Below are 20,661 nucleotides of genomic sequence, written 5' to 3' on the forward strand. Positions count from 1 at the left end.
ATGGCCAGCGTCAGCAAACTCTCGGACGACGAACGCCGGTTGGCGGAACTCGGCTACAAGCAGGAGCTCAACCGGTCGTGGTCGGGCTTCTCCAACTTTGCGATCTCGTTCTCCATCATCTCGATCCTTGCGGGCTGCTTCACGACCTTCGGACAGGGCTTCAACAACGGTGGCCCGATTGCGATCTCGTGGGGATGGCCCATCGTGTCGCTCTTCATCCTCATCATCGGGTTCACCATGTCCGAGCTCGTGTCGGCCTACCCGACCTCCGGCGGCATCTACTGGTGGGCCAGCAAGATGGGCGGCGCCCGGGCCGGCTTCTTCACGGGCTGGCTCAACCTGATCGGCCTCGTGGCCGTCACGGCCTCGGTGGCCTACGGGTGTGCGACCTTCATCGACCTGACCCTCAGCACGTTCTCCGAGGACTACGCGGGCAGCTACTCGTTGACGAGGGTGTTCTGGACCTTCCTCATCGTCCTGGTGCTCGCCTCTGTGCTCAACATCTTCAGCGGGCACCTGATGGCCCTGATGAACAACGTCTCGGTCTGGTGGCACGTCGTCGGTGCGGCGATCGTGATCCTGATCCTCATCCTCGTGCCTGATCACCACCAGAGCTTCTCCTACGTCTTCACCGAGCGGTTCAACAACTCGGGTTACAGCGGAGGGTCGAACAGCTCGGTGAAGTACTGGTTCCTCGTGGTGCCCTTCGGGCTGCTGCTCACGCAGTACACGATCACCGGTTTCGACGCCTCGGCTCACCTGTCGGAGGAGACGTCCGCCGCCTCCCAGGCCGCCGCCAAGGGGATCTGGCAGTCCATCTTCTACTCGGCCATCGGTGGCTGGATCCTGTTGCTGTGCTTCCTGTTCGCCGTGCCCGACAAGGACGGTGCGCCGGACAACGCCGGCGTCGGCGGCGGGGGCGTGGCCTACATCTTCACGAACGCGATGAGCTCCAAGTGGGCCACCGCGATCCTGCTCATCTCCGCGATCGGCCAGTTCTTCTGCACGACGTCCTGCATGACCAGTGCCTCGCGCATGACCTTCGCGTTCAGCCGCGACGGCGCGATCCCGGGCTCGCGCCTGTGGTCCTCGCTGTCCGCGAACAAGGTCCCGGCCAACGCCGTCATGCTGGTCGCGGTCGTGGCCGCGCTGATCACCCTGCCGGCTCTCAAGGAGGTCAACATCGGCACTGCCGAAGCGCCCCTCATCGTGCCGGTGGCCTTCTACGCCGTCGTCTCGGTGGCGGTGATCGGCCTCTACCTCGCGTTCCTCATCCCGATCTGGCTGAGGTGGCGGATGGGTGACTCCTTCCAGGCAGGCAGCTGGAACAACGGCACGAAGTACAAGTGGATGAACCTCATCGCGGTCATCGAGATCGCGATCATCTCGGTGTACTTCATCATGCCGTTCGTCCCCGCCGGGGTGCCGTTCACGGACGACTTCGACTGGAAGTTCGTCAACTACGCACCGATCCTGACGATCGGCTCGCTGCTCGTGCTCGCGGTGTGGTGGCAGGTCTCGGCTCGCAAGTGGTTCAAGGGCCCGAAGCACACCATCGACCAGGCGGTCGTCGAGGCCTTCGGCGAGTGAGCCACGGGGTCACCCTCGACCAGGCGCTCGCCCAGCTCCCTGCCCTCGCGGGCGATCGGGAGGTGACTGAGCTGCCCGGTGGGCTGACCAACCACAACTATCGGGTCCGGACGGCGACGCACGACGTCGTCGTCCGGATCTCGCCGCCCACGACGGACCTGCTCGCCGTCAACCGCGAGCACGAGTGGCTCAACAGCCGGGCCGCGGCGTTGACCGGGGTCGGCGCTCCGGTCGTGGACTATCTCCCGGGACAGGGCGTGCTCGTCGTCGGCTTCCTCCCCGGCCGGACGTATGCCGCGAGCGACGTCGCGTCCAACCTACGGCGGATCGGCGCGGCCATCCGCCTGCTCCACGCGGGCCCACCCTTCGCCTCAGACTTCGACATCTTCGACATCCAGCGTCGCTACTGGGGCATCGTCACCCAGCGAGGGCTGCGGGTCCCCGACGGGTATGCCGCGCTCGGCGAGGTGGCCGCCCGCGTCGAGACGGCGCTGCGCCGGTTTCCCGAAGCCCGCGTGCCCTGCCACAACGACCTGCTGGCGGCGAACTTCCTCGACGACGGCAGCAGCATCCGGATCGTCGACTACGAGTACTCCGGCACCAACGAGGCCTCCTTCGAGCTGGGGAACCTCGTCAACGAGTCGCAGCTGGGTCACGAGCACCTGGTCGAGCTCGTCGAGGCCTACTACGGGCAGGTGGACGACCGGCTGCTGGCCAGGGCCGAGCTGTGGGGCCTGGCCGGCCGCTACGCCTGGACCCTTTGGGGCGCCATCCAACACGGCGTCTCCGACGTGGACCACGACTTCTGGGACTTCGCCCTCGAGCGCCACGACCTCGCCTCGGCGCTCTTCACGAGCCCGCGACTGGGCGAGCTCATCGAGGCCGCCACCACAGCGGCGACTGGCGACCCGGCGTGAGCGAGCAGCTGCCGTCACGGGCCCGGGTCGTCATCATCGGTGGCGGGGTGATCGGGTGCAGTGTCGCCTACCACCTGGCCCACCTCGGCTGGACCGACGTGCTGCTGCTCGAACAGGGTTCGCTCTCGGGTGGCACGACCTGGCACGCCGCAGGCCTGGTGGGCCAGCTGAGGGCGACCGAGGCCAGCACTCGCCTCGTCCAGTACTCCACGGACCTGTACTCGCGCCTCGAAGCCGAGACCGGTCTCGGGACCGGCTACCGGGTCTGCGGCGGCCTCACGCTGGCCCGAACCGAGGAGCGGATGGTGGCGCTGCGGCGCACGGCCGCCAGCGCCGCGGCATACGACCTGGACTGCGAGCTGCTCACCGCGCAGGAGGCGCACGAACGCTATCCACTCATCCGTACCGACGACCTCGCCGGCGCCATCTGGCTCCCTGGTGACGGGCGGGCCAACCCGACGGACCTCACCCAGGCCCTGGCGAAGGGCGCTCGGATGCGTGGGGTGCGGATCGCTGAGCGGGTACGCGTGACCGATGTGCTGACCGATCGGGGTCGAGCCAGCGGCGTGCGGACCGACCAGGGCGACGTCGAGGCAGAGTTCGTCGTCAACTGTGCGGGACAGTGGGCCAAGGCGGTGGGGGAGCTGGTCGGGGTCACCGTGCCGCTGCACTCAGCCGAGCACTTCTACGTCGTGACCGAGCAGATCGACGGGGTGCACCGCGACTTGCCGATCCTGCGCGACCCGGACGGCTACACCTACGTCAAGGAGGAGGTGGGGGGCCTGCTCGTGGGTGGGTTCGAGCCGGTCGCCAAGCCGTGGGTTCCTCCGGACCAGATCCCCTACCCGTTCGAGTTCGCCTTGCTGGAGGAGGACTGGGAGCACTTCGAGATCCTCATGGACAGCGCCGTGCACCGGATCCCGGTGCTCGCGGAGGCGGGGATCCGCAAGTTCTACAACGGGCCCGAGAGCTTCACCCCCGACAACCAGTTCATCATCGGCGAGGCGCCCGAGCTCGCCGGCTTCTTCGTCGCGGCCGGCTTCAACTCCGTGGGGATCGCGTCGGCGGGGGGTGCAGGTCGTGCGCTCGCGGAGTGGATCGTCGAAGGCGAGCCGACCACCGACCTCATCAGCGCGGACATCCGCAGGTTCTCCCCATTGGCGGGCAACAACGAATGGCTGCGCCGCCGCGTGGGTGAGGTGCTGGGGCTGCACTACGCGGTGCCCTGGCCCAACCGCGAGCTCGAGACGGGGCGGCCGCTGCGCCGTTCACCCGTCCACGACCAGGTCGTCGCCCAGGGCGCCTGCCTCGGGAGTCGGAACAACTGGGAGCGACCGAATGTCTTTGCCCCCCAAGGTGTCCCGCCCGTCATCGAGTACTCCTGGGAACGTCCCACGTGGGTCGACTGGTCGGTCGCCGAGCAGCTGGCGACGCGCGAGGCCGTCGCCGTCTTCGACCAGACCTCCTTCTCGAAATACCTCGTGGTCGGAGCCGGTGCCGAGCGCGCCCTGCAGTGGGTCTGCACCGCGGATGTCGGTGGGCCAGTTGGTCGCGCGGTCTACACGGGGATGCTCAACTCGCGTGGCACCTACGAGTCCGACGTCACCGTGACCAGGACGGCCGCGGACGAGTTCTTCGTGGTCAGCAGCGCCGCGACCACGGTGCGTGACATCGACTGGCTGCGCCGGCACTTCCCGTCAGACGCGCCGGCCCACGTCGTCGACCTCACGAGTGCGTATGCAGTCCTCGGCGTCATGGGGCCACGGTCCCGCGAGCTGCTGCAGCGGCTCTCGCCCGACGCGTTCGACGACGCATCGTTCCCCTTTGCAACCAGCAGGGAGGTCAGGATCGGCCAGGCCACGGTGCGGGCGACGCGGATCACGTATGTCGGTGAACTGGGCTGGGAGCTCTACGTTTCCACCGATCTCGCTGCCGGCGTCTACGAGGACCTGTTCGAGGCCGGCCGCGAGCTCGGTGTCGTCCCGGCCGGCTACTCCACGATCGAGTCGATGCGCCTGGAGAAGGGCTATCGCGCCTTTGCCCGTGAGCTGACCACGGAGACGGGGCCCGTCGTCGCCGGGCTCACCTTTGCCTGCAAGCTCGGGACCGACATCGACTTCCTGGGTCGCGCGGCCGTCGAGCAGTCCCGGTTGGCGCCCCCTGCTCGCCGGATCGTCTCGTTCGTGGTGGGCGACCCTGCGGCCTATCCGTGGGGTGGTGAGCTGGTGCTGCGCGACGGCGAGCCCGTCGGGCAGGTCACCTCTGCCGCGTGGGGCGCCAGCCTGGGCAGCGGCGTCGGTCTGGCCCTCGTGGGCGACCGGGGCACGGGCAGGACCACCGCTGACTGGCTGCGCAGCGGTAGCTACGAGATCGACCTCGCGGGCACGCGCTATCCGGTGACGGTGGGGCTGCGCCCGCCGTTCGACCCTGACGGGCGCAAGCTCGCGCGCGAGACGGCGAGGTGACGAAATGGTTCTTTCGCAGACCATTGACGTGGCCCCAAGGGAGGTATTGGATCTGAGCGTGAGTCCCGCCCCGCAGACGTCCCTGCCGAACGTCGTGCTGCGGCCTGCGTCGGGGAATGCCTTCGAGTCGACCGTCGAACAGCTCGCGACGGCCATCCGCCTGGGGGTCTTCACCGATGGCGACCAGCTCCCGCCCGAGCGCGAGCTCGCCGAGCGCCTCGGGGTCAGCCGCAACACCCTGCGCGAGGCGATCGCGGCGCTGCGCGAGTCGGGCCTCGTCACGACACGTCGCGGCCGTGGGGGCGGCACGGTGATCACCTACGTCGGGCTGGAGCCTGGCACCGGAGAGGCGCCGGTGCGCACCGGCGCCGCGCTCGCCGACGCGATCGACTTCCGACGGGTCGTCGAGCCGGGCGCCGCTGCCCTGGCCGCCACCAAGGCGCTCGCCGCAGACCAGCGGGCTTGGCTGATCGAGAGCGCCAAGGCGGCCCGCGAGGCTCCCGACAACGCCGCCCACCGTCTCGCCGACAGCCGCTTCCACCTGGCCATCGCGACGCTCTCCGGCTCGCCGATGCTCATCGAGGCCGTCACCCGAGCCCAGTCCGCGCTGCACGAGCTGCTCACCGCGATCCCGGTGCTGCCGCTCAACATCGCGCACTCCAACGACCAGCACGAGGCCATCGTCGCGGCGGTCCTCGGAGGGGACCCCGACACGGCGCGGGCCACCATGGAAGAGCACTGCGACGCCACGGCAGCCCTGCTGCGCGGGTTGCTGGGCTGAGGCAGGACAGGGAGACGCCATGACCACACCACCCCAGCTCACCGTCGAGGAGCTCAAGGCGGACATCGCCGCGGGCACCGTCGACACGATCATCGTGGCCTTCACCGACATGCAAGGTCGGTTGCAGGGCAAGCGGATCCACAGCCAGTTCTTCCTCGACTCGGTCCTCGGGCACGGCACGGAGGGGTGCAACTACCTGCTCGCGGTGGACGTCGACATGAACACCGTCGACGGCTACGCGATCAGCTCCTGGGAGCGCGGCTACGGCGACATGATGTTCGACCTCGACCTGTCGACCCTGCGCCGAACACCTGGCCAGCCGTACTCGGCCACGGTCCAGTGCGACCTGTCCTGGCTCGACGGCAGCGGGCCGGTGCGCCCGTCACCACGGTCGGTGCTCCAGGCCCAGGTCGACGCGGCCGCCGAGCTCGGCTTCGTGGCGCTCACCGGCACGGAGCTCGAGTTCATCGTCTTCGAGGAGAGCTTCGAGCAGGGTTGGGACCGGCGCTACCAAGGGATGACCGGCGCGAACCGCTACAACGTGGACTACTCGATCCTCGGCGGCACCAAGGTCGAGCCGCTGCTGCGCGAGATCCGCAACGAGATGTATGCCGCGGGCGTCACCGTGGAGAGCGCCAAGGGGGAGTGCAACCCCGGACAGCACGAGATCGCCTTCCTCTACGACGAGGTGCTGCGGACCTGTGACAACCACGTCGTCTACAAGACGGCTGCCAAGGAGATCGCCGCCAAACACGGCCAGTCACTGACCTTCATGGCGAAGTTCGACGAGCGCGAGGGCAACTCCTGCCACATCCACCTGTCGCTGCGTGGACTCGGTGGCGAGACGGTCTTCGCCGACGAGGACCGCGAGGGTGGACGCTCACTGGTGTTCGAGTACTTCGTCGCGGGCATCCAGGCCACTATGCGTGACTTCACCCTGCTCTACGCACCGAACATCAACTCCTACAAGCGGTTCCAGCCTGGTTCCTTTGCTCCCACTGCCATCGCTTGGGGCACGGACAACCGGACCTGTGCCCTGCGGGTGGTCGGGCACGGTGCCGGGCTGCGGGTCGAGAACCGCGTCCCCGGCGGCGACGTGAACCCCTACCTCGCGGTGGCGGGCATGCTCGCCGCCGGGCTGCACGGCATCCGTGAGGAGCTCCCGCTCGAACCTGCCTTCGGCGGCAACGCCTATGCGTCCGACAAGGACCGGGTGCCGTCGCTGCTCAGCCAGGCGCGCGAGCTGTTCCTCGCCTCGCCCGTCGCCCGTGCCGCGCTCGGGGACGACGTGGTCGAGCACTACGCGCATGCCGCCGAGATCGAGCTCGCCGCCTTCAACGCGGCCGTCACCGACTGGGAGCGGGTCCGGGGGTTCGAGCGGCTGTGAGCGCGACCGTCCACGAGGTGCTCAACCCCGCCACCGAGGCCGTGGTGACCGAGGTCAGCCTGGCGTCACTCGAGGACGCCGACGCGGCGATCGCTGGCGCCGAGGCAGCGGGTCCGGCCTGGCGCGCCGTGGCTCCGGCCGACCGAGGGCGGCTCCTGCGCAGGTTCGCCGAGGTCGTCGACGACCACCTCGAGGAGCTGGCCCGCCTGGAGGTGGCGAACGCCGGCCACACCATCGGCAACGCCCGGTGGGAGGCAGGCAACGTCCGCGACGTCCTGACCTACTACTCGGCCGCGCCGGAGCGCCACTTCGGCAGGCAGATCCCGGTGGCCGGCGGCCTCGACGTGACCTTCAAGGAGCCCTTGGGGACGGTCGGCATCATCGTGCCGTGGAACTTCCCGATGCCCATCGCCGGCTGGGGATTCGCCCCGGCCCTCGCGGCAGGCAACACGGTGGTGCTCAAGCCTGCCGAGCTCACCCCGCTGACCGCGCTGCGACTCGGCGAGCTGGCCCTCGAGGCGGGGTTGCCCGAGGGTGTGTTCACGATCGTCGCAGGCAAGGGGTCGGTCGTGGGCGAGCGGTTCGTGACCCACCCCGCGGTGCGCAAGATCTGCTTCACGGGGTCGACCGCGGTGGGGCAGCGGATCATGCGGGGCGCCGCCGACCGGGTCAAGCGGATCACCCTCGAGCTCGGTGGCAAGAGCGCCAACATCGTCTTCGCCGACAGCGACGTGGAGCGGGCCGCGGCCACGGCCCCCTACGGCGTCTTCGACAACGCGGGCCAGGACTGTTGCGCGCGGAGTCGGATCCTGGTGCAGCGCAGCGTGTTCGACAGGTTCATGGAGCTGTTCGAGCCGGCTGTGGCAGGAGTCGTGGTGGCAGAGCCCGGCGACGAGGGCACCGAGATGGGTCCGCTCATCAGTGCGGGTCAGCGCGAGACCGTGCGGTCCTATGTCGAGGAATCGGCCGAGCCGGTCGACGTCGCCTTCCGGGGTGGGGCGCCCGAGGGCGCCGGCTACTGGTACCCGCCCACGGTCGTGCTTCCCCGAGCCACGACCGACCGGGTCTGGCAGGAGGAGGTCTTCGGGCCGGTTGTCGCCGTGATGCCGTTCGACGACGAGGCCGACGCGATCGCGAAGGCCAACGACACGGCATACGGGCTCTCGGGCTCGATCTGGACGCGCGACGTGGGCCGCGCGCTGCGGGTGGCCCGCGGGGTCGAGGCCGGCAACCTGTCGGTCAACTCGCACAGCAGCGTGCGGTACTCCACTCCCTTCGGGGGCTTCAAGCAGTCCGGCCTCGGCCGGGAGCTCGGACCGGACGCGCTTGACTCGTTCAGCGAGATCAAGAACGTGTTCATTTCCCACGACAGCATCTCCACGGACAGCTGAGAGGACACTTCATGGCAGGCAGGCTCGAGGGCAGGGTCGCCGTCGTCACGGGCGGGTGCAGCGGCATCGGGCTCGCGACGGTGCGACGGTTCGCCGAGGAGGGCGCCACGGTCGTGATCGGCGATGTCGACGACGTGGCGGGGGAGTCGACCGTCGCGGAGCTGGGGGGTGCCTACGTCCACTGCGACGTGACCGACCCCGACGAGGTCGAGGCGCTGTTCCGCACGGCCAAGGAGACGTTCGGCAGCGTCGACGTCGCCTTCAACAACGCGGGGATCTCGCCTCCCGACGACGACTCGATCCTCACGACGGGGCTGGACGCGTGGCGCCGGGTGCAGGAGGTCAACCTCACCAGCGTCTACCTGTGCTGCAAGGCCGCCCTGCCCTACATGCTCGAGCAGGGGCGGGGCTCGATCATCAACACCGCGTCCTTCGTCGCCGTGATGGGCGCCGCCACGAGCCAGATCTCCTACACGGCCAGCAAGGGGGGCGTGCTGTCGATGTCGCGTGAGCTGGGGGTGCAGTTCGCCAGGGAGGGCGTGCGGGTCAACGCCCTGTGCCCCGGACCGGTGAACACGCCGCTGCTGCAGGAGCTCTTCGCCAAGGACCCCGAGCGGGCGGCTCGACGGATGGTGCACATCCCCGTCGGCCGGTTCGCCGAGCCGGTCGAGATCGCCAACGCGGTTCTCTTCCTGGCCAGCGACGAGTCAAGCTTCATCACGGCCTCGCAGTTCCTCGTCGACGGCGGGATCAGCGGCGCGTACGTCACCCCGCTGTGAGCAGGACGAACAGCGCTGTGAGCACCTCGTGAGCCGCCGACCCGTGATCGGGCTGACCTGTTACGTCGAGCCGGTGACGCGTTCGGTCTGGCGGGACCTCCCCAGCGCCACCGTCCCCTACTCCTACGTCCGCAACCTCGAGCAGGCCGGTGGGCTGGTCGTGATCATCCCGCCACGGGCCGACGGAGACCCAGGGCTGGCGGCGGAGCTCCTCTCGCGAGTGGACGGGCTGGTCATCGCCGGAGGGGTCGACGTCGACCCAGCTCGGTACGCCCGCCCGCGACACGCCTCGGTCCAGGAGTCCCGGGAGGACCGCGATGCCATGGAGCTGGCCCTGGCCACGGCTGCGGCCGAGCAGCACGTGCCCCTCCTCGGGATCTGTCGCGGCATGCAGGTCATGGCCGTTGCCGCAGGGGGAGACCTGGAGCAGCACCTGCCCGACCGGGTGGGCCACCAGGACCACTCGCCCGAGGTCGGGGCCTACGGCCGTCACCCCGTGACCACCGTCGCCGGGACCCGGGTGAACTCGCTGCTGGGCGACGCCGTGGTCGTTCCGAGCTACCACCACCAGTCCGTGCTGACCCACCCCGGATTCGTCGCGGCTGCCTGGGCGGCCGACGGCACCCTCGAGGCCATGGAGGACCCGGACGCAGGGTTCCGGATGGCCGTGCAGTGGCATCCGGAGGAGGGCGACGACCCGCGGCTGTTCGCCGCGCTGGTGGAGGCAGCCGCGCGGCATACCCCCTCGGCGTCCTGACCACGATGCGGACCGGGGTTCCACAGCGTGGATGGCCCATGCCACAGTGAGCGCGTGACGTCCTGGCACATGGCTACCACCATGGTGATTATCGACTAGCGCGACGAGACTCCCTCGTCGCGCAGACCTCCCACACCCGGGGGGTCTTTTGCTTTGTAGGCAGACGCAGCGCCAGCCCACCCCGCCGGGCAGTGGGCGCGATGTCGGGGAGAATGACCACCAGGAACTGAGGACGACCAGCCGATGAGAACCCAGCCGATGAGAACCCAGCTGATGAGGACACCGCGATGAGCGACCTGCACGTCTACGACACCACTCTGCGCGATGGCGCGCAGCAGGAGGGGCTCAACCTCTCCGTGTCGGACAAGCTCGCCATTGCCCTGCACCTCGACGAGCTCGGCGTCGGCTTCATCGAGGGCGGCTGGCCGGGCGCCAACCCGAAGGACACCGAGTTCTTCGCGCGTGCGCGGACCGAGCTGTCCCTGCGCAACGCGACCCTCGCGGCCTTCGGCGCGACCMGGCGGGCCGGCGGCAACGCGGCCGACGACCCGCTGGTCCGCGCCCTCGTCGACTCTGAGGCCCCGGTGGTCACCCTCGTGGCGAAATCGCATGTGCGCCACGTGGCGTCGGCCCTGCGCACCACCCTCGAGGAGAACCTCGCCATGGTGCGCGACACCGTCTCCTTCCTCCACGGCGAGGGACGTCGAGTCTTCCTCGATGCCGAGCACTTCTTCGACGGGTATGCCGCCGACCGCGCCTATGCGCTCGAGGTCATCCGGGCCGCGATGGAGTCCGGTGCCGAGGTGGTCGCGCTGTGCGACACCAATGGCGGCATGCTGCCCGACCAGGTCGCCGACGTGGTGGCCGACGCCGTGGCCACGACCTCGGCCCGGGTCGGCATCCACTGCCACAACGACACCGGCTGCGCAGTGGCCAACTCGATGGCGGCCGTGGACGCGGGGGCGACCCACGTGCAGGGCACCATCAACGGCTACGGCGAGCGCACGGGCAACGCCGACCTCCTCACGGTGGTCAGCAACCTGCAGATCAAGAGAGGTCTGCCGCTGCTCGAGGCCGGACGGCTCCGGGAGGCCACCCGCATCGCCCACGCGATCTCCGAGATCACCAACGTGCCGCCCTACTCGCGCCAGCCCTACGTCGGTGCCAGTGCGTTCGCGCACAAGGCGGGTCTGCATGCCAGCGCCATCAAGGTCGACCCCGACCTCTACCAGCACACGGACCCGCAGCACGTGGGCAACGACATGCGGATGCTGGTATCCGACATGGCTGGTCGCGCGAGCATCGAGCTCAAGGGCCGCGAGCTGGGCTACGACCTCTCCGACGACAAGGACCTGCTCACGCGGGTGCTGGCCAAGGTCAAGGACCTCGAGCTGCGCGGCTACACCTTCGACGCGGCTGATGCGTCGTTCGAGCTGCTCCTGCGTCGTGAGGTCGAGGACGCGAGCTACGACTTCTTCGAGGTCGAGTCCTGGCGTGTCATCACCGATGCCCGCGGCGGCGGCGAGAATGCGCTGTCCGAAGCCACCGTCAAGCTCGTCGCGGGTGGAGAGCGGGTTGTGGCGACCGGCGAGGGGAACGGTCCGGTCAACGCGCTCGACCACGCGCTGCGCCGAGCCCTCGCACCGGCCTACCCAGAGCTCGACAAGCTCGAGCTGATCGACTACCGGGTGCGCATCCTCGACGCGGCCCACGGCACCGATGCCGTGACCCGGGTGCTCATCGAGACTTCCGACGGGTCGACGTCGTGGGAGACCATCGGCGTCGCCGGCAACATCATCGAGGCGTCGTGGCAGGCCCTCGTCGACGGCGTGACCTACGGCCTGGTCCGCGCCGGGGTCCCCGTCCGCTAGTCCTGCTCGTCACGTCCTGTCCCACAGCAGGAGCTGAGCTTCGGTATGCCGCGCCGGCGCGCGACGGCTCGAAATACCTTCCCGACGAATTTCGCCGGGCGGCGTAATGGACCGGACCGTTGCCGCGTCTGAATGTGTGGACACCTGTCGTAGTGGACGAGCACTGAAGGGCGGACGACTGTGAGCGGTGTGGAGGTCGCCTCCACCCAAGGGGTTGATCCTGAGCTTTTCCGCCGTCAGATATACGCAGGGATGCGCGTCGCGCCCAGCGCGGACCTGGCCAACGCGTTCAGCGTCGTCGTGATGGCGGTCTACGTGGCGGGGCCTGCCCATCGGGTCTTCGGCCTGGTGTGGATGGGGCTGGCCCTGCTGACCTCGGCCATCCGCCCCGTCGTGTGGTTCTGGCCCGGCGAACGCACTCTCCGTCGCGAGCGAGGAGTCGACCGCAGCCGCCTCTACCTGCGGACGACCGTGGTGGAGATCGTCCTCCACGCCCTGGTCAACTCGACCTTCCTGACCTACCTGCTCCCCAGGATCGACCCAGGCCGCCAAGTGGTCCTGGTGGCCACCTTCGCGGGGATCCTTGGGGCCGGTGCAGTCTCGCTCTCGACGGTCCGGTCGACCGGTGTCTGGTGGGTCATCCTGCACGTGGGCGGCGCCGCAGCGGTCGTCCTGTCTTTGGACCAGACGGCCTTCGATGTGGTGATGACCCAGCTGGTCGTCTACGGCGCTGTCCTCATCGCGGGCGTCGCCTACCTGGCCGACTCGTACGAACAGCGGTCGATGGCCGAGATCAGCGCCCGGCGGGCACAGCACTTCGTCGAGATCCTCCTCGACGACTTCGAGGACGGCTCTCGCGACTGGCTGTGGGAGACAGACTCGGGGGGAGCCCTCACCCGGGCATCCGAGCGCCTGGCGGAGGTCTCGGGGTTCACCATGGGGGCGCTCCGGGGTCTCAGCCTGGTGGAGCTGCTCGGTCGGGTCACCGATCCGTCGGAGCAGGGCCAGCAGTCGCTCGAAGGCCTTCTCGAGGCGATGGACAGGGGCGTCGGAATCCGCGACCACCTGCTACCGGTGCACGTGGACGGGGTGGAGCGCTGGTGGTCGATCTCCGCCAAGCCGAGGAAGGCGGCGGACGGGACGGTCGTCGGCTGGCGGGGTGTGGGTGCCGACGCCACCCAGGCCCACATCCACGGCCTCGAGATGGTGCGGCTCGCCCAGACCGACCCATTGACGGCGCTCGCCAACCGCCGGCTGTTCCAGGACAGCCTCGACACCGTGCTCGACGGCGAACCGGGCGGCGGTGAGGTCCACCTCGCGATCTTCGACCTCGACAACTTCAAGGCCATCAACGACACCTTGGGTCACTCCGTCGGCGACGAGCTGCTGGCTCAGGTCGCCAGGCGCCTGGAGGCGCACGACGAGACCGACTTCGTGGCACGTCTCGGTGGCGACGAGTTCGCCGTCGTGACCCGACCAGCAACCCCCCCGGAGTTCCCGGAGCTGCTCTTCGCGCCCTACCAAGAGGTGTTCGGCGAGCCCTTCAGCGTGCGGGGCAACAGGCTCCACGTGAGTGCCAGCGTCGGCTGCGCCCATGCCTGGCCGCGCAGCATCCCTGCCGATCAGCTCGTCGGGATGGCCGACCTCGCCCTGTATGCCGCCAAGGCTGCGGGCGTCGGACGGATGAGCGCGTTCACCTCGTCCATGAGCATCCGTGCCCGGGAGCGAGCGGCGCTGGTCGCCGATCTCCACCTGGCCATCCAGCGAGAGGAGTTCCTCTTCTACTACCAGCCGCAGCACGACCTCGGCACCGGCAAGGTTGTCGCGACCGAGGCGCTGCTGAGGTGGCAGCATCCGACCCGCGGGCTGCTGGTGCCGGCGGAGTTCCTCGAGGTGGCGGAGGAGTCCGGCCTGCTCGTGCCTATCGGGGCTCTCATGCTCGGGCAGGCGTGCCGCAGGCTGGCCGCGCTCGAGGGCGAGGTCCGGTTGGCGTTCAACGTGTCTCAGGCCGAGCTCGCAGCACCCGCCTTCCTCGATCACCTCGAGGGGTCCCTCAAGGAGTTCGGTGCCGACCCGCGCCGTCTCGAGCTCGAGGTCACCGAGACGGCCGCAGCCACGCCGGAGTCGGAGTCCCTGCTCCGCGAGGTCCAACAGCTCGGCGTGCGTATCGCCATCGACGACTTCGGCGTCGGATACTCCTCGCTGGCACGTCTCCAGCGCATGCCCGTCGACGTGCTCAAGGTCGACCGCGCCTTCGCGACCGAGCTCAACGCCACCTCGCGACGCTCGAGGGAGGTCGCCCACGCGATCATGAAGTCGGCGGTCGACATCGGCTCTGCGCTGGGGGCCCAGGTCCTCGCGGAGGGGGTCGAGGACCAGGCCCAGCTGGGCCTGGTGCGCAGTCTCGGGTTCGACCTGGCCCAGGGCTACTTCATGGCCACGCCGGCGCCGGAGGTCGCCCGTCACCTGCGACTCGTGGGCCTGCCGCCCGAGACCTCCGAGGAGTCGGACCGCTGGGGCGGACCGTCGCGGTCAGGCTGAGCCGGTGGCCCGACCCCGGCCGGCCTGGCCCTCGTCGTCCTCCGCCGACCTGCGGGCGAGGTAGGCGGTGCGAAGACCACCGCGGGCGCGGAAGTTCAGGGCCGCAGCGGCATTGGCGTTGAGGCCCATCTTCGCTCCGGCGACGGACAGCGGCTCGCCCATGATGATCGTGCGCCAGAGGATCTCGCGCCATCGGGGTGGCAGGGTGGACAGGACGTCGACCACGAGGCTCTCCTCGAGGTACGAGTCGGACTCGTCGGGCTGGAGTCGGTCGAGGATCTCGGCGTTGCCCACGAGGAGTTCCTTGGCCTCCTTGCGGATCCGGTCGACGTAGAGGTTGCGGATGGTGGTCGCGAGGTAGGGCCGCAACAAGCGGTCCGGACCGGAGCCGTGCAGGATCGCCGTGAAGACCTTCGTGAAGGCATCGCTCACGAGGTCGTCGGCCAAACCGGCGCCGCCGACGCCTCGAGCCGTGCGCAGGGCCGCGGTGTAGTGGCGACCGTAGAGGGCAGACATCGCGGCCATGTCACCACGGCGAACGGCTGCGAGGAGCGCGAGGTCCTCCTCGACGGCAAGGTCGTACTGGTCCGCCGGGTCCGCCGGCCGCTGGGGCTCGGCTCCACCCGCCGCAGCTTGGATTCCCTCCATGCCTACGAGACGCGGGAGCGATCATTCTGTGACGCGGGTCACATCGACCCGGCAGTGCAGGATCAGCGAGGCGCCACCTCGGCCGGGGTCAGTCGGTGCCGGACTCCATCGCCGCACGGTCCAGGGCGTCGTCGTCGGCAGCCTGGGCGCGCGGGTTGGAGGAGATCGCCTTGGCGCCGCCGGGCTCGAGGTCTCCCACGAGGTCCTGGTGACGGGCGACGAGCTGGCCCTGCGCGGCATAAAGCTCGAGCTTGGCCCGGGAGTCGGCGATGTCGAGGTTGCGCATGGTCAGCTGGCCGATGCGGTCGACGGGGCCGAAGGCGGCACCCTCGGTGCGCTCCATCGAGAGCTTCTCCGGGTGGTAGCTGAAGGCGGGGCCGGTCGTGTTGACGATCGAGTAGTCGTCGCCCCGGCGCAGGCGGACGGTGACCTCACCCGTGACGACCGAGGCGACCCAGCGCTGGAGGGACTCGCGCAGCATGAGCGACTGCGGGTCGAGCCAGCGCCCTTCGTAGAGCAGCCGACCGAGGCGACGGCCCTCGGCGTGGTAGTTGGCGATGGTGTCCTCGTTGTGGATCGCGTTGAGCAGTCGCTCGTAGGTGATCCACAACAGCGCCAGGCCGGGAGCTTCGTAGATGCCGCGGCTCTTGGCCTCGATGATGCGGTTCTCGATCTGGTCGGACATGCCCAGGCCGTGGCGTCCGCCGACCTTGTTGGCCTCGTCGACCAGGGCCACGGCGTCAGGGAAGGTCTGGCCGTTGATGGCGACCGGGCGACCCTGCTCGAACCTCACGGTGACGTCCTCGGTGGCGATCGCGACCGACTCGTCCCAGAACGCGACGCCCATGATGGGCTCGACGATCTCCATGCTCTCGTTGAGGAACTCGAGCGTCTTGGCCTCGTGGGTGGCGCCCCAGATGTTGGCGTCGGTGGAGTACGCCTTCTCGGTGCTCGACCGGTAGGGCAGGTCGCGGGCCTGCAGCCACTCCGACATCTCCTTGCGTCCGCCGAGCTCGGTGACGAAGTCGGCGTCGAGCCACGGCTTGTAGATGCGCAGGGCCGGGTTTGCGAGCAGGCCGTAGCGGTAGAACCGCTCGATGTCGTTGCCCTTGAAGGTGGAGCCGTCGCCCCAGATGTCCACACTGTCGTCCTTCATGGCACGCACCAACAGCGTCCCGGTGACGACGCGGCCCAGGGGAGTGGTGTTGAAGTAGGTCTTGCCGCCGCTGCGGATGTGGAAGGCGCCGCACGCGATGGCGGACAGGCCCTCCTCGACAAGCGCGGGCCGGCAGTCGACCAGGCGCGCGAGGTCGGCGCCGTACTGGCCGGCGCGGTCGGGGACCGTGTCGATCTCGGGCTCGTCGTACTGGCCGAGATTCGCAGTGTAGGTGCAGGGGATCGCCCCCTTCTCCCGCATCCAGGCAACGGCGACAGAGGTGTCCAGACCACCGGAGAAGGCGATCCCGACACGCTCACCAACAGGCAGGGAAGTCAGAACTTTCGACACGGTAGGTCAGCCTACGGGCCGCCTCGGCACGGCGCGCACGGGTCCGCTCCGTGGCCCGCCCCCTGCTCGCAACCTGGGCGCCCTCTGGGGTGCTCAGGTTGCGGGAAGTAGCGAGGGGACTTGACATCGATATATCGATGAGTGCATCATTCGATATATCGACGACACACTGTCGACTGTGCGAGAGAGAGCCGCCCGACCAGGGCGACGGCCCCGCACACACCACATTCGTAGGAGAGAACCCATGAATCGCATGAATCTGAACATCCAGACGTCCCACCCCCGTCGAGGGAGCAACTCCGGCCGAGGCCGGTCCATCGACGCCCAGCCCGGTCGCAACCGCGGTCCGGAGGGCCAGCCCGGTCATCCCGGGCACGGACACCACGGGGGACCGCGCCGTGGGCGCGGTGAGTTCGCCGGCTTCGGTCCGGGTGCCGGTTTCGGACCCGGCGCCGGCTTCGGACCGGGCGCCGGTCTCGGCGAGGGCCGCGGTCCTCGTGGCGGGGGTCGCGGACCCCGGCGCGGTCGCCGCGGTGACGTCCGTCGCGCGATCCTCGCCCTCCTCGCCGAGGAGCCGATGAACGGCTACGGCATCATCACCGCCATCGCCGAACGCTCCGACGGCTCGTGGCAGCCCGGCCCCGGCTCGGTGTACCCCGCCCTGCGCGTCCTCGACGAGGAAGGCCTGATCGCTCCGGACGAGTCCGACGACGACCCCCGTCGCAAGGTCTTCGCCCTGACCGACGACGGCCGCGCGTACGCCGAGGGCCATGGCGACGAGCTCGCGCAGGCCTTCGTCGACGCGACCACTCCGCGTCGCGGCTTCCGCGAGATGCGCCGTGAGATCGGCCAGCTCGTGGTCGCCGTCGAACAGGTCGTCGTCGCGGGCCAGCCGGCCCAGCTCGACGCCGCACAACAGGTGCTTGCCGACGCCCGCCGTTCGCTCTACCGCATCCTCGCGGAGGACGAGACGGGCAGCGTGGACAGCACCCCCGTCGACGCTCCAGTCGACGCCCCCACCGACTCGGGCGCCTCGGCCGACTCGAGCGAGTCCGCCGAGTAGTCCCCACCGATCGCGTCCAGGGCCTCCAGGAGTCGCTCCCGCAGGCGCTGGCCGCGCGTGGCGAAGTCGCGCTGCGCCGCGGCATACTCCGCTCGGCCTTGCGGTGTCTCGATGGCAACCGCGACATAGCCGAGGGCGCTCAGGTCGTAGGGCGAGGCGCGCATGTCGAGCTCGCGGATCTCGCGGGCGAGGTCGAAGCAGTCCATCACCAGCGAGCTCGCGATGGCGGGCGCGAGCTTCATACACCACTTGTAGAGATCCATGCCGGCGTGGAGGCAGCCTGGTTGCTCGAGCGCCACCTGGGCCTCGCGCGTCGGTTGAAGCAGGTTCAGCGATCGCGCTGGAGGCGTGTAGAACCGGAACGCGTCGTAGTGGGTGCACCGGATCTGCAGGCCGTCCACGACCTCGTCGGTGCCCTTCGCGCCGAGCCGCAGCGGCCAGGCTGCGTGGCGGACCTCGTCGGCGGGCAGCCGGTAGACCATCGCCCACTCGTGCAGCCCGAAGCAGCCGAGCTGTGCCGGCCGCGCGTGCGTCGCCGTCACCAGGCGACGGACGAACTCGACCGTGTCGCCCCGTGATCCGAGGTATGCCGCGGCGTCCAGCTGGGTGCCGGCGCCCACGTCGCGGTAGAACCGCCACGCCCCACGGCCGAGGTCCGCCGCGCCCTCGAGGACCACGCCCGGACCGGGGTGCCAGCGCCGCAGCTGCGACGGCTTGAACGGGTAGTAGGTGAAGAGGAAGTCCTCCACCGGGTGGGCGATGCCGCTCTGGCGACGCTCCCGATGACTCGAGGTGGCAGCGTCGACGCGGTCGGCGTGCTGGGCCTCGAGGGCCTCCCACGCCTCATGCGCCAGCACCCGGATATCCATCGTGTGCAGGATATCCGGATGGGTGGGGCAGTCCTCAGGCGCGAGCCTCGGCGTCGTGCAGGACGCGGTCCCAGTCGTGGTCGAGGTCGATGAAGGCGATGGTGGAGTCGGCTCCGTGCGGTGCGTGCGGGAGCGACCAGGTGCGGCGGTGGTGTCGCTCGACGGCGAAGACCAGCGCAGTGACGAATGCCAGGAGCAGGATGATGGTCATGTCTGTAATCATGCGCCCGATCTAAATTAGCCACGAGTGGCAGAACTGACGCGCGCAGCAACTTTTCTGCCATACTGCTGTCCATGGCACTGCGCAGCATCGCCGCCATCGCGACCAACCCGATGGCCATGTTCGAGATGTCCCTCGCCTGCGAGGTCTTCGGGATCGACCGCACCGACGACGGGGTCCCGCCGTTCACGTTCATCACGTGTGGTGAGCGGGCCGGCGAGCCCGTCGGCACGACCAGTGGCGGCCAGTTCATCCCCACGCACACCTGGGCCGACGCGATCGGCGCCGACCTCGTGGTCATCCCCGCCGGTGGCATCCGCGACGAGTACCCGGCCGAGCTGCTCGAGACGATCCGCGAGGCCCACCGGCAGGGGGCGACGATCCTGTCGATCTGCACCGGGGCGTTCATCCTGGGCGAGACCGGGCTGCTCGACGGCCTGACCGCAGTGACGCACTGGCGCTACGCGGAGCAGTTCGCCCGGCGGTTCCCCCGCACCACCGTGTCGATGGACGTGTTGTTCATCGACGAGGGGTCGATCATCACGGGAGCCGGCACGGCGGCCGGCATCGACGCGTGCCTGCACCTCGTGCGTCGCGAGCTCGGCTCGACCGTGGCGACGCGGATCGCCCGCCGGATGGTGGTGCCGCCCCAGCGCGACGGTGGTCAGCGCCAGTACGTCGAGGCGCCGCTGCCCGAGACCGACTGCGAGAGCATCCAGCCCGTGCTCAACCACGTCACCGAGAACCTCGACGCACCGCACACCGTCCCCGACCTCGCGCGGCTGGCGATGATGTCGGAGCGGACCTTCGCGCGCCGGTTCGTCGCCGAGACGGGCACGACACCGCACAAGTGGATCGTCCAGCAGCGGGTGCTGCGGGCCCGCGAGCTGCTCGAGTCGACCGACCTGCCCGTCGAGTCGGTGGCCGCCCACAGCGGCTTCGGTTCGGCGGCCCTGCTGCGCACCCACTTCCAGACGGTGGTGGGCACCTCGCCGCAGCGCTACCGCCGCGAGTTCTCGGCCCGCTGAGGGACGGTGGGCGGCGACGAACCGCGCCCTCGGCCGACCCGATGGCCCCCCGATAGGCTCGTCCGGTGCGCATCGCGAGATACACGACAGGTGAGGACCCGGCCTACGGCATCGTCGAGGGGGAGCCGGGGCGCGAGTTCATCGCCCAGGTCCAGGGCGACCCGCTGTACCAGCCCCTGGTGCTCACCGGCGAGCAGGTGGCCCTGGCCGATGCCAGGCTGCTGGCGCCCGTCATCCCCCGCAGCAAGGTGATCGGGATCGGTCGCAACTACGCCGACCACGCCAAGGAGATGGGGGGCGAGCCGCCTGCACAGCCACTCATGTTCCTCGTGCCCAACACGGCCGTCGTCGGCCCGGGCGACCCGATCGTGATGCCCGCAGGGGCGCAGGAGATCTCCTACGAGGGCGAGCTCGCGATCGTCATCGGCCGGATCGCCAAGGACGTGCCTCGGGAGCGAGTCAAGGAGGTCGTCTACGGCTACACCTGCGCCAACGACGTCACAGCCCGCGACTGGCAGCGCGGCGACGGACAGTGGGCCCGGGCCAAGGGGTTCGACACCTCCACACCGCTCGGTCCCTGGATCAGCACCGAGCTCGACGTCAGCAACCTGCGGATTCAGACCCGACTCGACGGCCAGACCCGCCAGGACGGCAGCACCGCGGACATGATCTTCGACGTCGAGACCCTCGTCTCCTACGTCAGCTCGGCCTTCACGCTCCTGCCGGGGGACGTCATCCTGACCGGCACCCCGGCCGGCGTCGGCCTCGTGGAGGCCGGCCAGCGCGTGGACGTCGAGATCGAGGGCATCGGCACGCTCAGCAACACCTTCGTGCGCCGCTGAGGCGA

At 69.5% G+C, this 20,661-nt stretch carries 17 protein-coding genes; 13 read left to right on the top strand and 4 right to left on the bottom strand.

Going from position 1 to position 20,661, the window contains the following annotated elements; genetic code table 11:
- From AC1DYG_RS14320 to AC1DYG_RS14365, 10 genes are all read left to right on the top strand, one after another.
- On the top strand, window positions 1-1,590 hold the full coding sequence (locus AC1DYG_RS14320) for an amino acid permease (RefSeq protein WP_477640542.1): 1,590 nt from the start codon (window positions 1-3) through the stop codon (window positions 1,588-1,590).
- Window positions 1,587-2,507 carry a phosphotransferase gene (locus AC1DYG_RS14325; protein ID WP_477640543.1) on the top strand — a complete coding sequence of 307 codons (921 nt, stop codon included), beginning with the start codon at window positions 1,587-1,589 and terminating at the stop codon, window positions 2,505-2,507. The genes AC1DYG_RS14320 and AC1DYG_RS14325 overlap by 4 nt, the downstream gene beginning before the upstream one ends.
- The gene (locus AC1DYG_RS14330; RefSeq protein ID WP_477640544.1) at window positions 2,504-4,972 is read left to right on the top strand and encodes a GcvT family protein; all 2,469 of its coding nucleotides are present in this window, start codon (window positions 2,504-2,506) and stop codon (window positions 4,970-4,972) included. Before AC1DYG_RS14325 ends, AC1DYG_RS14330 begins: the two co-directional genes overlap by 4 nt.
- A gap of 58 nt (window positions 4,973-5,030) precedes the next feature.
- The gene (locus AC1DYG_RS14335) at window positions 5,031-5,753 is read left to right on the top strand and encodes a FadR/GntR family transcriptional regulator (RefSeq protein WP_477640545.1); all 723 of its coding nucleotides are present in this window, start codon (window positions 5,031-5,033) and stop codon (window positions 5,751-5,753) included.
- A gap of 19 nt (window positions 5,754-5,772) precedes the next feature.
- Entirely contained in the window at window positions 5,773-7,140 is a 1,368-nt protein-coding gene (locus AC1DYG_RS14340; protein WP_477640546.1) for a glutamine synthetase family protein, read from the top strand.
- Window positions 7,137-8,531 (top strand): aldehyde dehydrogenase family protein, encoded by a 1,395-nt coding sequence (locus AC1DYG_RS14345; RefSeq protein WP_477640547.1) that lies wholly within the window; start codon window positions 7,137-7,139, stop codon window positions 8,529-8,531. Before AC1DYG_RS14340 ends, AC1DYG_RS14345 begins: the two co-directional genes overlap by 4 nt.
- Window positions 8,532-8,542: 11 nt before the next feature.
- Window positions 8,543-9,310, top strand: a complete 768-nt coding sequence (locus AC1DYG_RS14350; RefSeq protein WP_477640548.1) for a 3-oxoacyl-ACP reductase — start codon at window positions 8,543-8,545, stop codon at window positions 9,308-9,310.
- Window positions 9,311-9,338: 28 nt separating this feature from the next.
- On the top strand, window positions 9,339-10,067 hold the full coding sequence (locus AC1DYG_RS14355; RefSeq protein WP_477640549.1) for a gamma-glutamyl-gamma-aminobutyrate hydrolase family protein: 729 nt from the start codon (window positions 9,339-9,341) through the stop codon (window positions 10,065-10,067).
- Between the two features lie 287 nt (window positions 10,068-10,354).
- Window positions 10,355-11,938 carry a citramalate synthase gene (gene cimA / locus AC1DYG_RS14360; RefSeq protein ID WP_477640550.1) on the top strand — a complete coding sequence of 528 codons (1,584 nt, stop codon included), beginning with the start codon at window positions 10,355-10,357 and terminating at the stop codon, window positions 11,936-11,938.
- Between the two features lie 252 nt (window positions 11,939-12,190).
- On the top strand, window positions 12,191-14,479 hold the full coding sequence (locus AC1DYG_RS14365) for a putative bifunctional diguanylate cyclase/phosphodiesterase (protein ID WP_477640551.1): 2,289 nt from the start codon (window positions 12,191-12,193) through the stop codon (window positions 14,477-14,479).
- Here the strand turns inward: AC1DYG_RS14365 and AC1DYG_RS14370 are convergent.
- The gene (locus tag AC1DYG_RS14370) at window positions 14,471-15,127 is read right to left on the bottom strand and encodes an RNA polymerase sigma factor (RefSeq protein ID WP_477640552.1); all 657 of its coding nucleotides are present in this window, start codon (window positions 15,125-15,127) and stop codon (window positions 14,471-14,473) included. The genes AC1DYG_RS14365 and AC1DYG_RS14370 overlap by 9 nt on opposite strands.
- Before the next feature lie 88 nt (window positions 15,128-15,215).
- Window positions 15,216-16,634, bottom strand: a complete 1,419-nt coding sequence (argG, locus tag AC1DYG_RS14375; protein ID WP_477640553.1) for an argininosuccinate synthase — start codon at window positions 16,632-16,634, stop codon at window positions 15,216-15,218.
- Window positions 16,635-16,878: 244 nt separating this feature from the next.
- Here argG and AC1DYG_RS14380 point away from each other — a divergent pair, with 244 nt between their 5' ends.
- Window positions 16,879-17,697, top strand: a complete 819-nt coding sequence (locus AC1DYG_RS14380) for a PadR family transcriptional regulator (protein WP_477640554.1) — start codon at window positions 16,879-16,881, stop codon at window positions 17,695-17,697.
- Here AC1DYG_RS14380 and AC1DYG_RS14385 read toward each other — a convergent pair.
- Window positions 17,580-18,566, bottom strand: coding sequence for a 3-methyladenine DNA glycosylase (locus tag AC1DYG_RS14385; RefSeq protein WP_477640555.1), 987 nt, complete (start codon window positions 18,564-18,566; stop codon window positions 17,580-17,582). The genes AC1DYG_RS14380 and AC1DYG_RS14385 overlap by 118 nt on opposite strands.
- 34 nt (window positions 18,567-18,600) lie before the next feature.
- Window positions 18,601-18,777 carry a hypothetical protein gene (locus tag AC1DYG_RS14390; protein WP_477640556.1) on the bottom strand — a complete coding sequence of 59 codons (177 nt, stop codon included), beginning with the start codon at window positions 18,775-18,777 and terminating at the stop codon, window positions 18,601-18,603.
- A gap of 83 nt (window positions 18,778-18,860) precedes the next feature.
- On the opposite strand from AC1DYG_RS14390, the gene AC1DYG_RS14395 reads away from it, so the two are divergent.
- On the top strand, window positions 18,861-19,814 hold the full coding sequence (locus tag AC1DYG_RS14395) for a GlxA family transcriptional regulator (protein ID WP_477640557.1): 954 nt from the start codon (window positions 18,861-18,863) through the stop codon (window positions 19,812-19,814).
- Between the two features lie 65 nt (window positions 19,815-19,879).
- Window positions 19,880-20,656, top strand: coding sequence for a fumarylacetoacetate hydrolase family protein (locus AC1DYG_RS14400; RefSeq protein ID WP_477640558.1), 777 nt, complete (start codon window positions 19,880-19,882; stop codon window positions 20,654-20,656).
- Window positions 20,657-20,661 lie beyond the last annotated feature (5 nt).

Source organism: Pedococcus sp. P1_H8 (assembly GCF_056405175.1).

Excerpts from the sequence above, each read along its gene's own strand:
- AC1DYG_RS14340 (WP_477640546.1), top strand. The coding sequence starts at position 5,773 with ATGACCACACCACCCCAGCTCACCGTCGAGGAGCTCAAGGCGGACATC.
- AC1DYG_RS14385 (WP_477640555.1), bottom strand. The coding sequence starts at position 18,566 with ATGGATATCCGGGTGCTGGCGCATGAGGCGTGGGAGGCCCTCGAGGCC.
- AC1DYG_RS14350 (WP_477640548.1), top strand. The coding sequence starts at position 8,543 with ATGGCAGGCAGGCTCGAGGGCAGGGTCGCCGTCGTCACGGGCGGGTGC.
- AC1DYG_RS14370 (WP_477640552.1), bottom strand. The coding sequence starts at position 15,127 with ATGGAGGGAATCCAAGCTGCGGCGGGTGGAGCCGAGCCCCAGCGGCCG.
- AC1DYG_RS14365 (WP_477640551.1), top strand. The coding sequence starts at position 12,191 with ATGCGCGTCGCGCCCAGCGCGGACCTGGCCAACGCGTTCAGCGTCGTC.
- AC1DYG_RS14390 (WP_477640556.1), bottom strand. The coding sequence starts at position 18,777 with ATGACCATCATCCTGCTCCTGGCATTCGTCACTGCGCTGGTCTTCGCC.
- AC1DYG_RS14380 (WP_477640554.1), top strand. The coding sequence starts at position 16,879 with ATGAATCGCATGAATCTGAACATCCAGACGTCCCACCCCCGTCGAGGG.
- AC1DYG_RS14395 (WP_477640557.1), top strand. The coding sequence starts at position 18,861 with ATGGCACTGCGCAGCATCGCCGCCATCGCGACCAACCCGATGGCCATG.
- AC1DYG_RS14320 (WP_477640542.1), top strand. The coding sequence starts at position 1 with ATGGCCAGCGTCAGCAAACTCTCGGACGACGAACGCCGGTTGGCGGAA.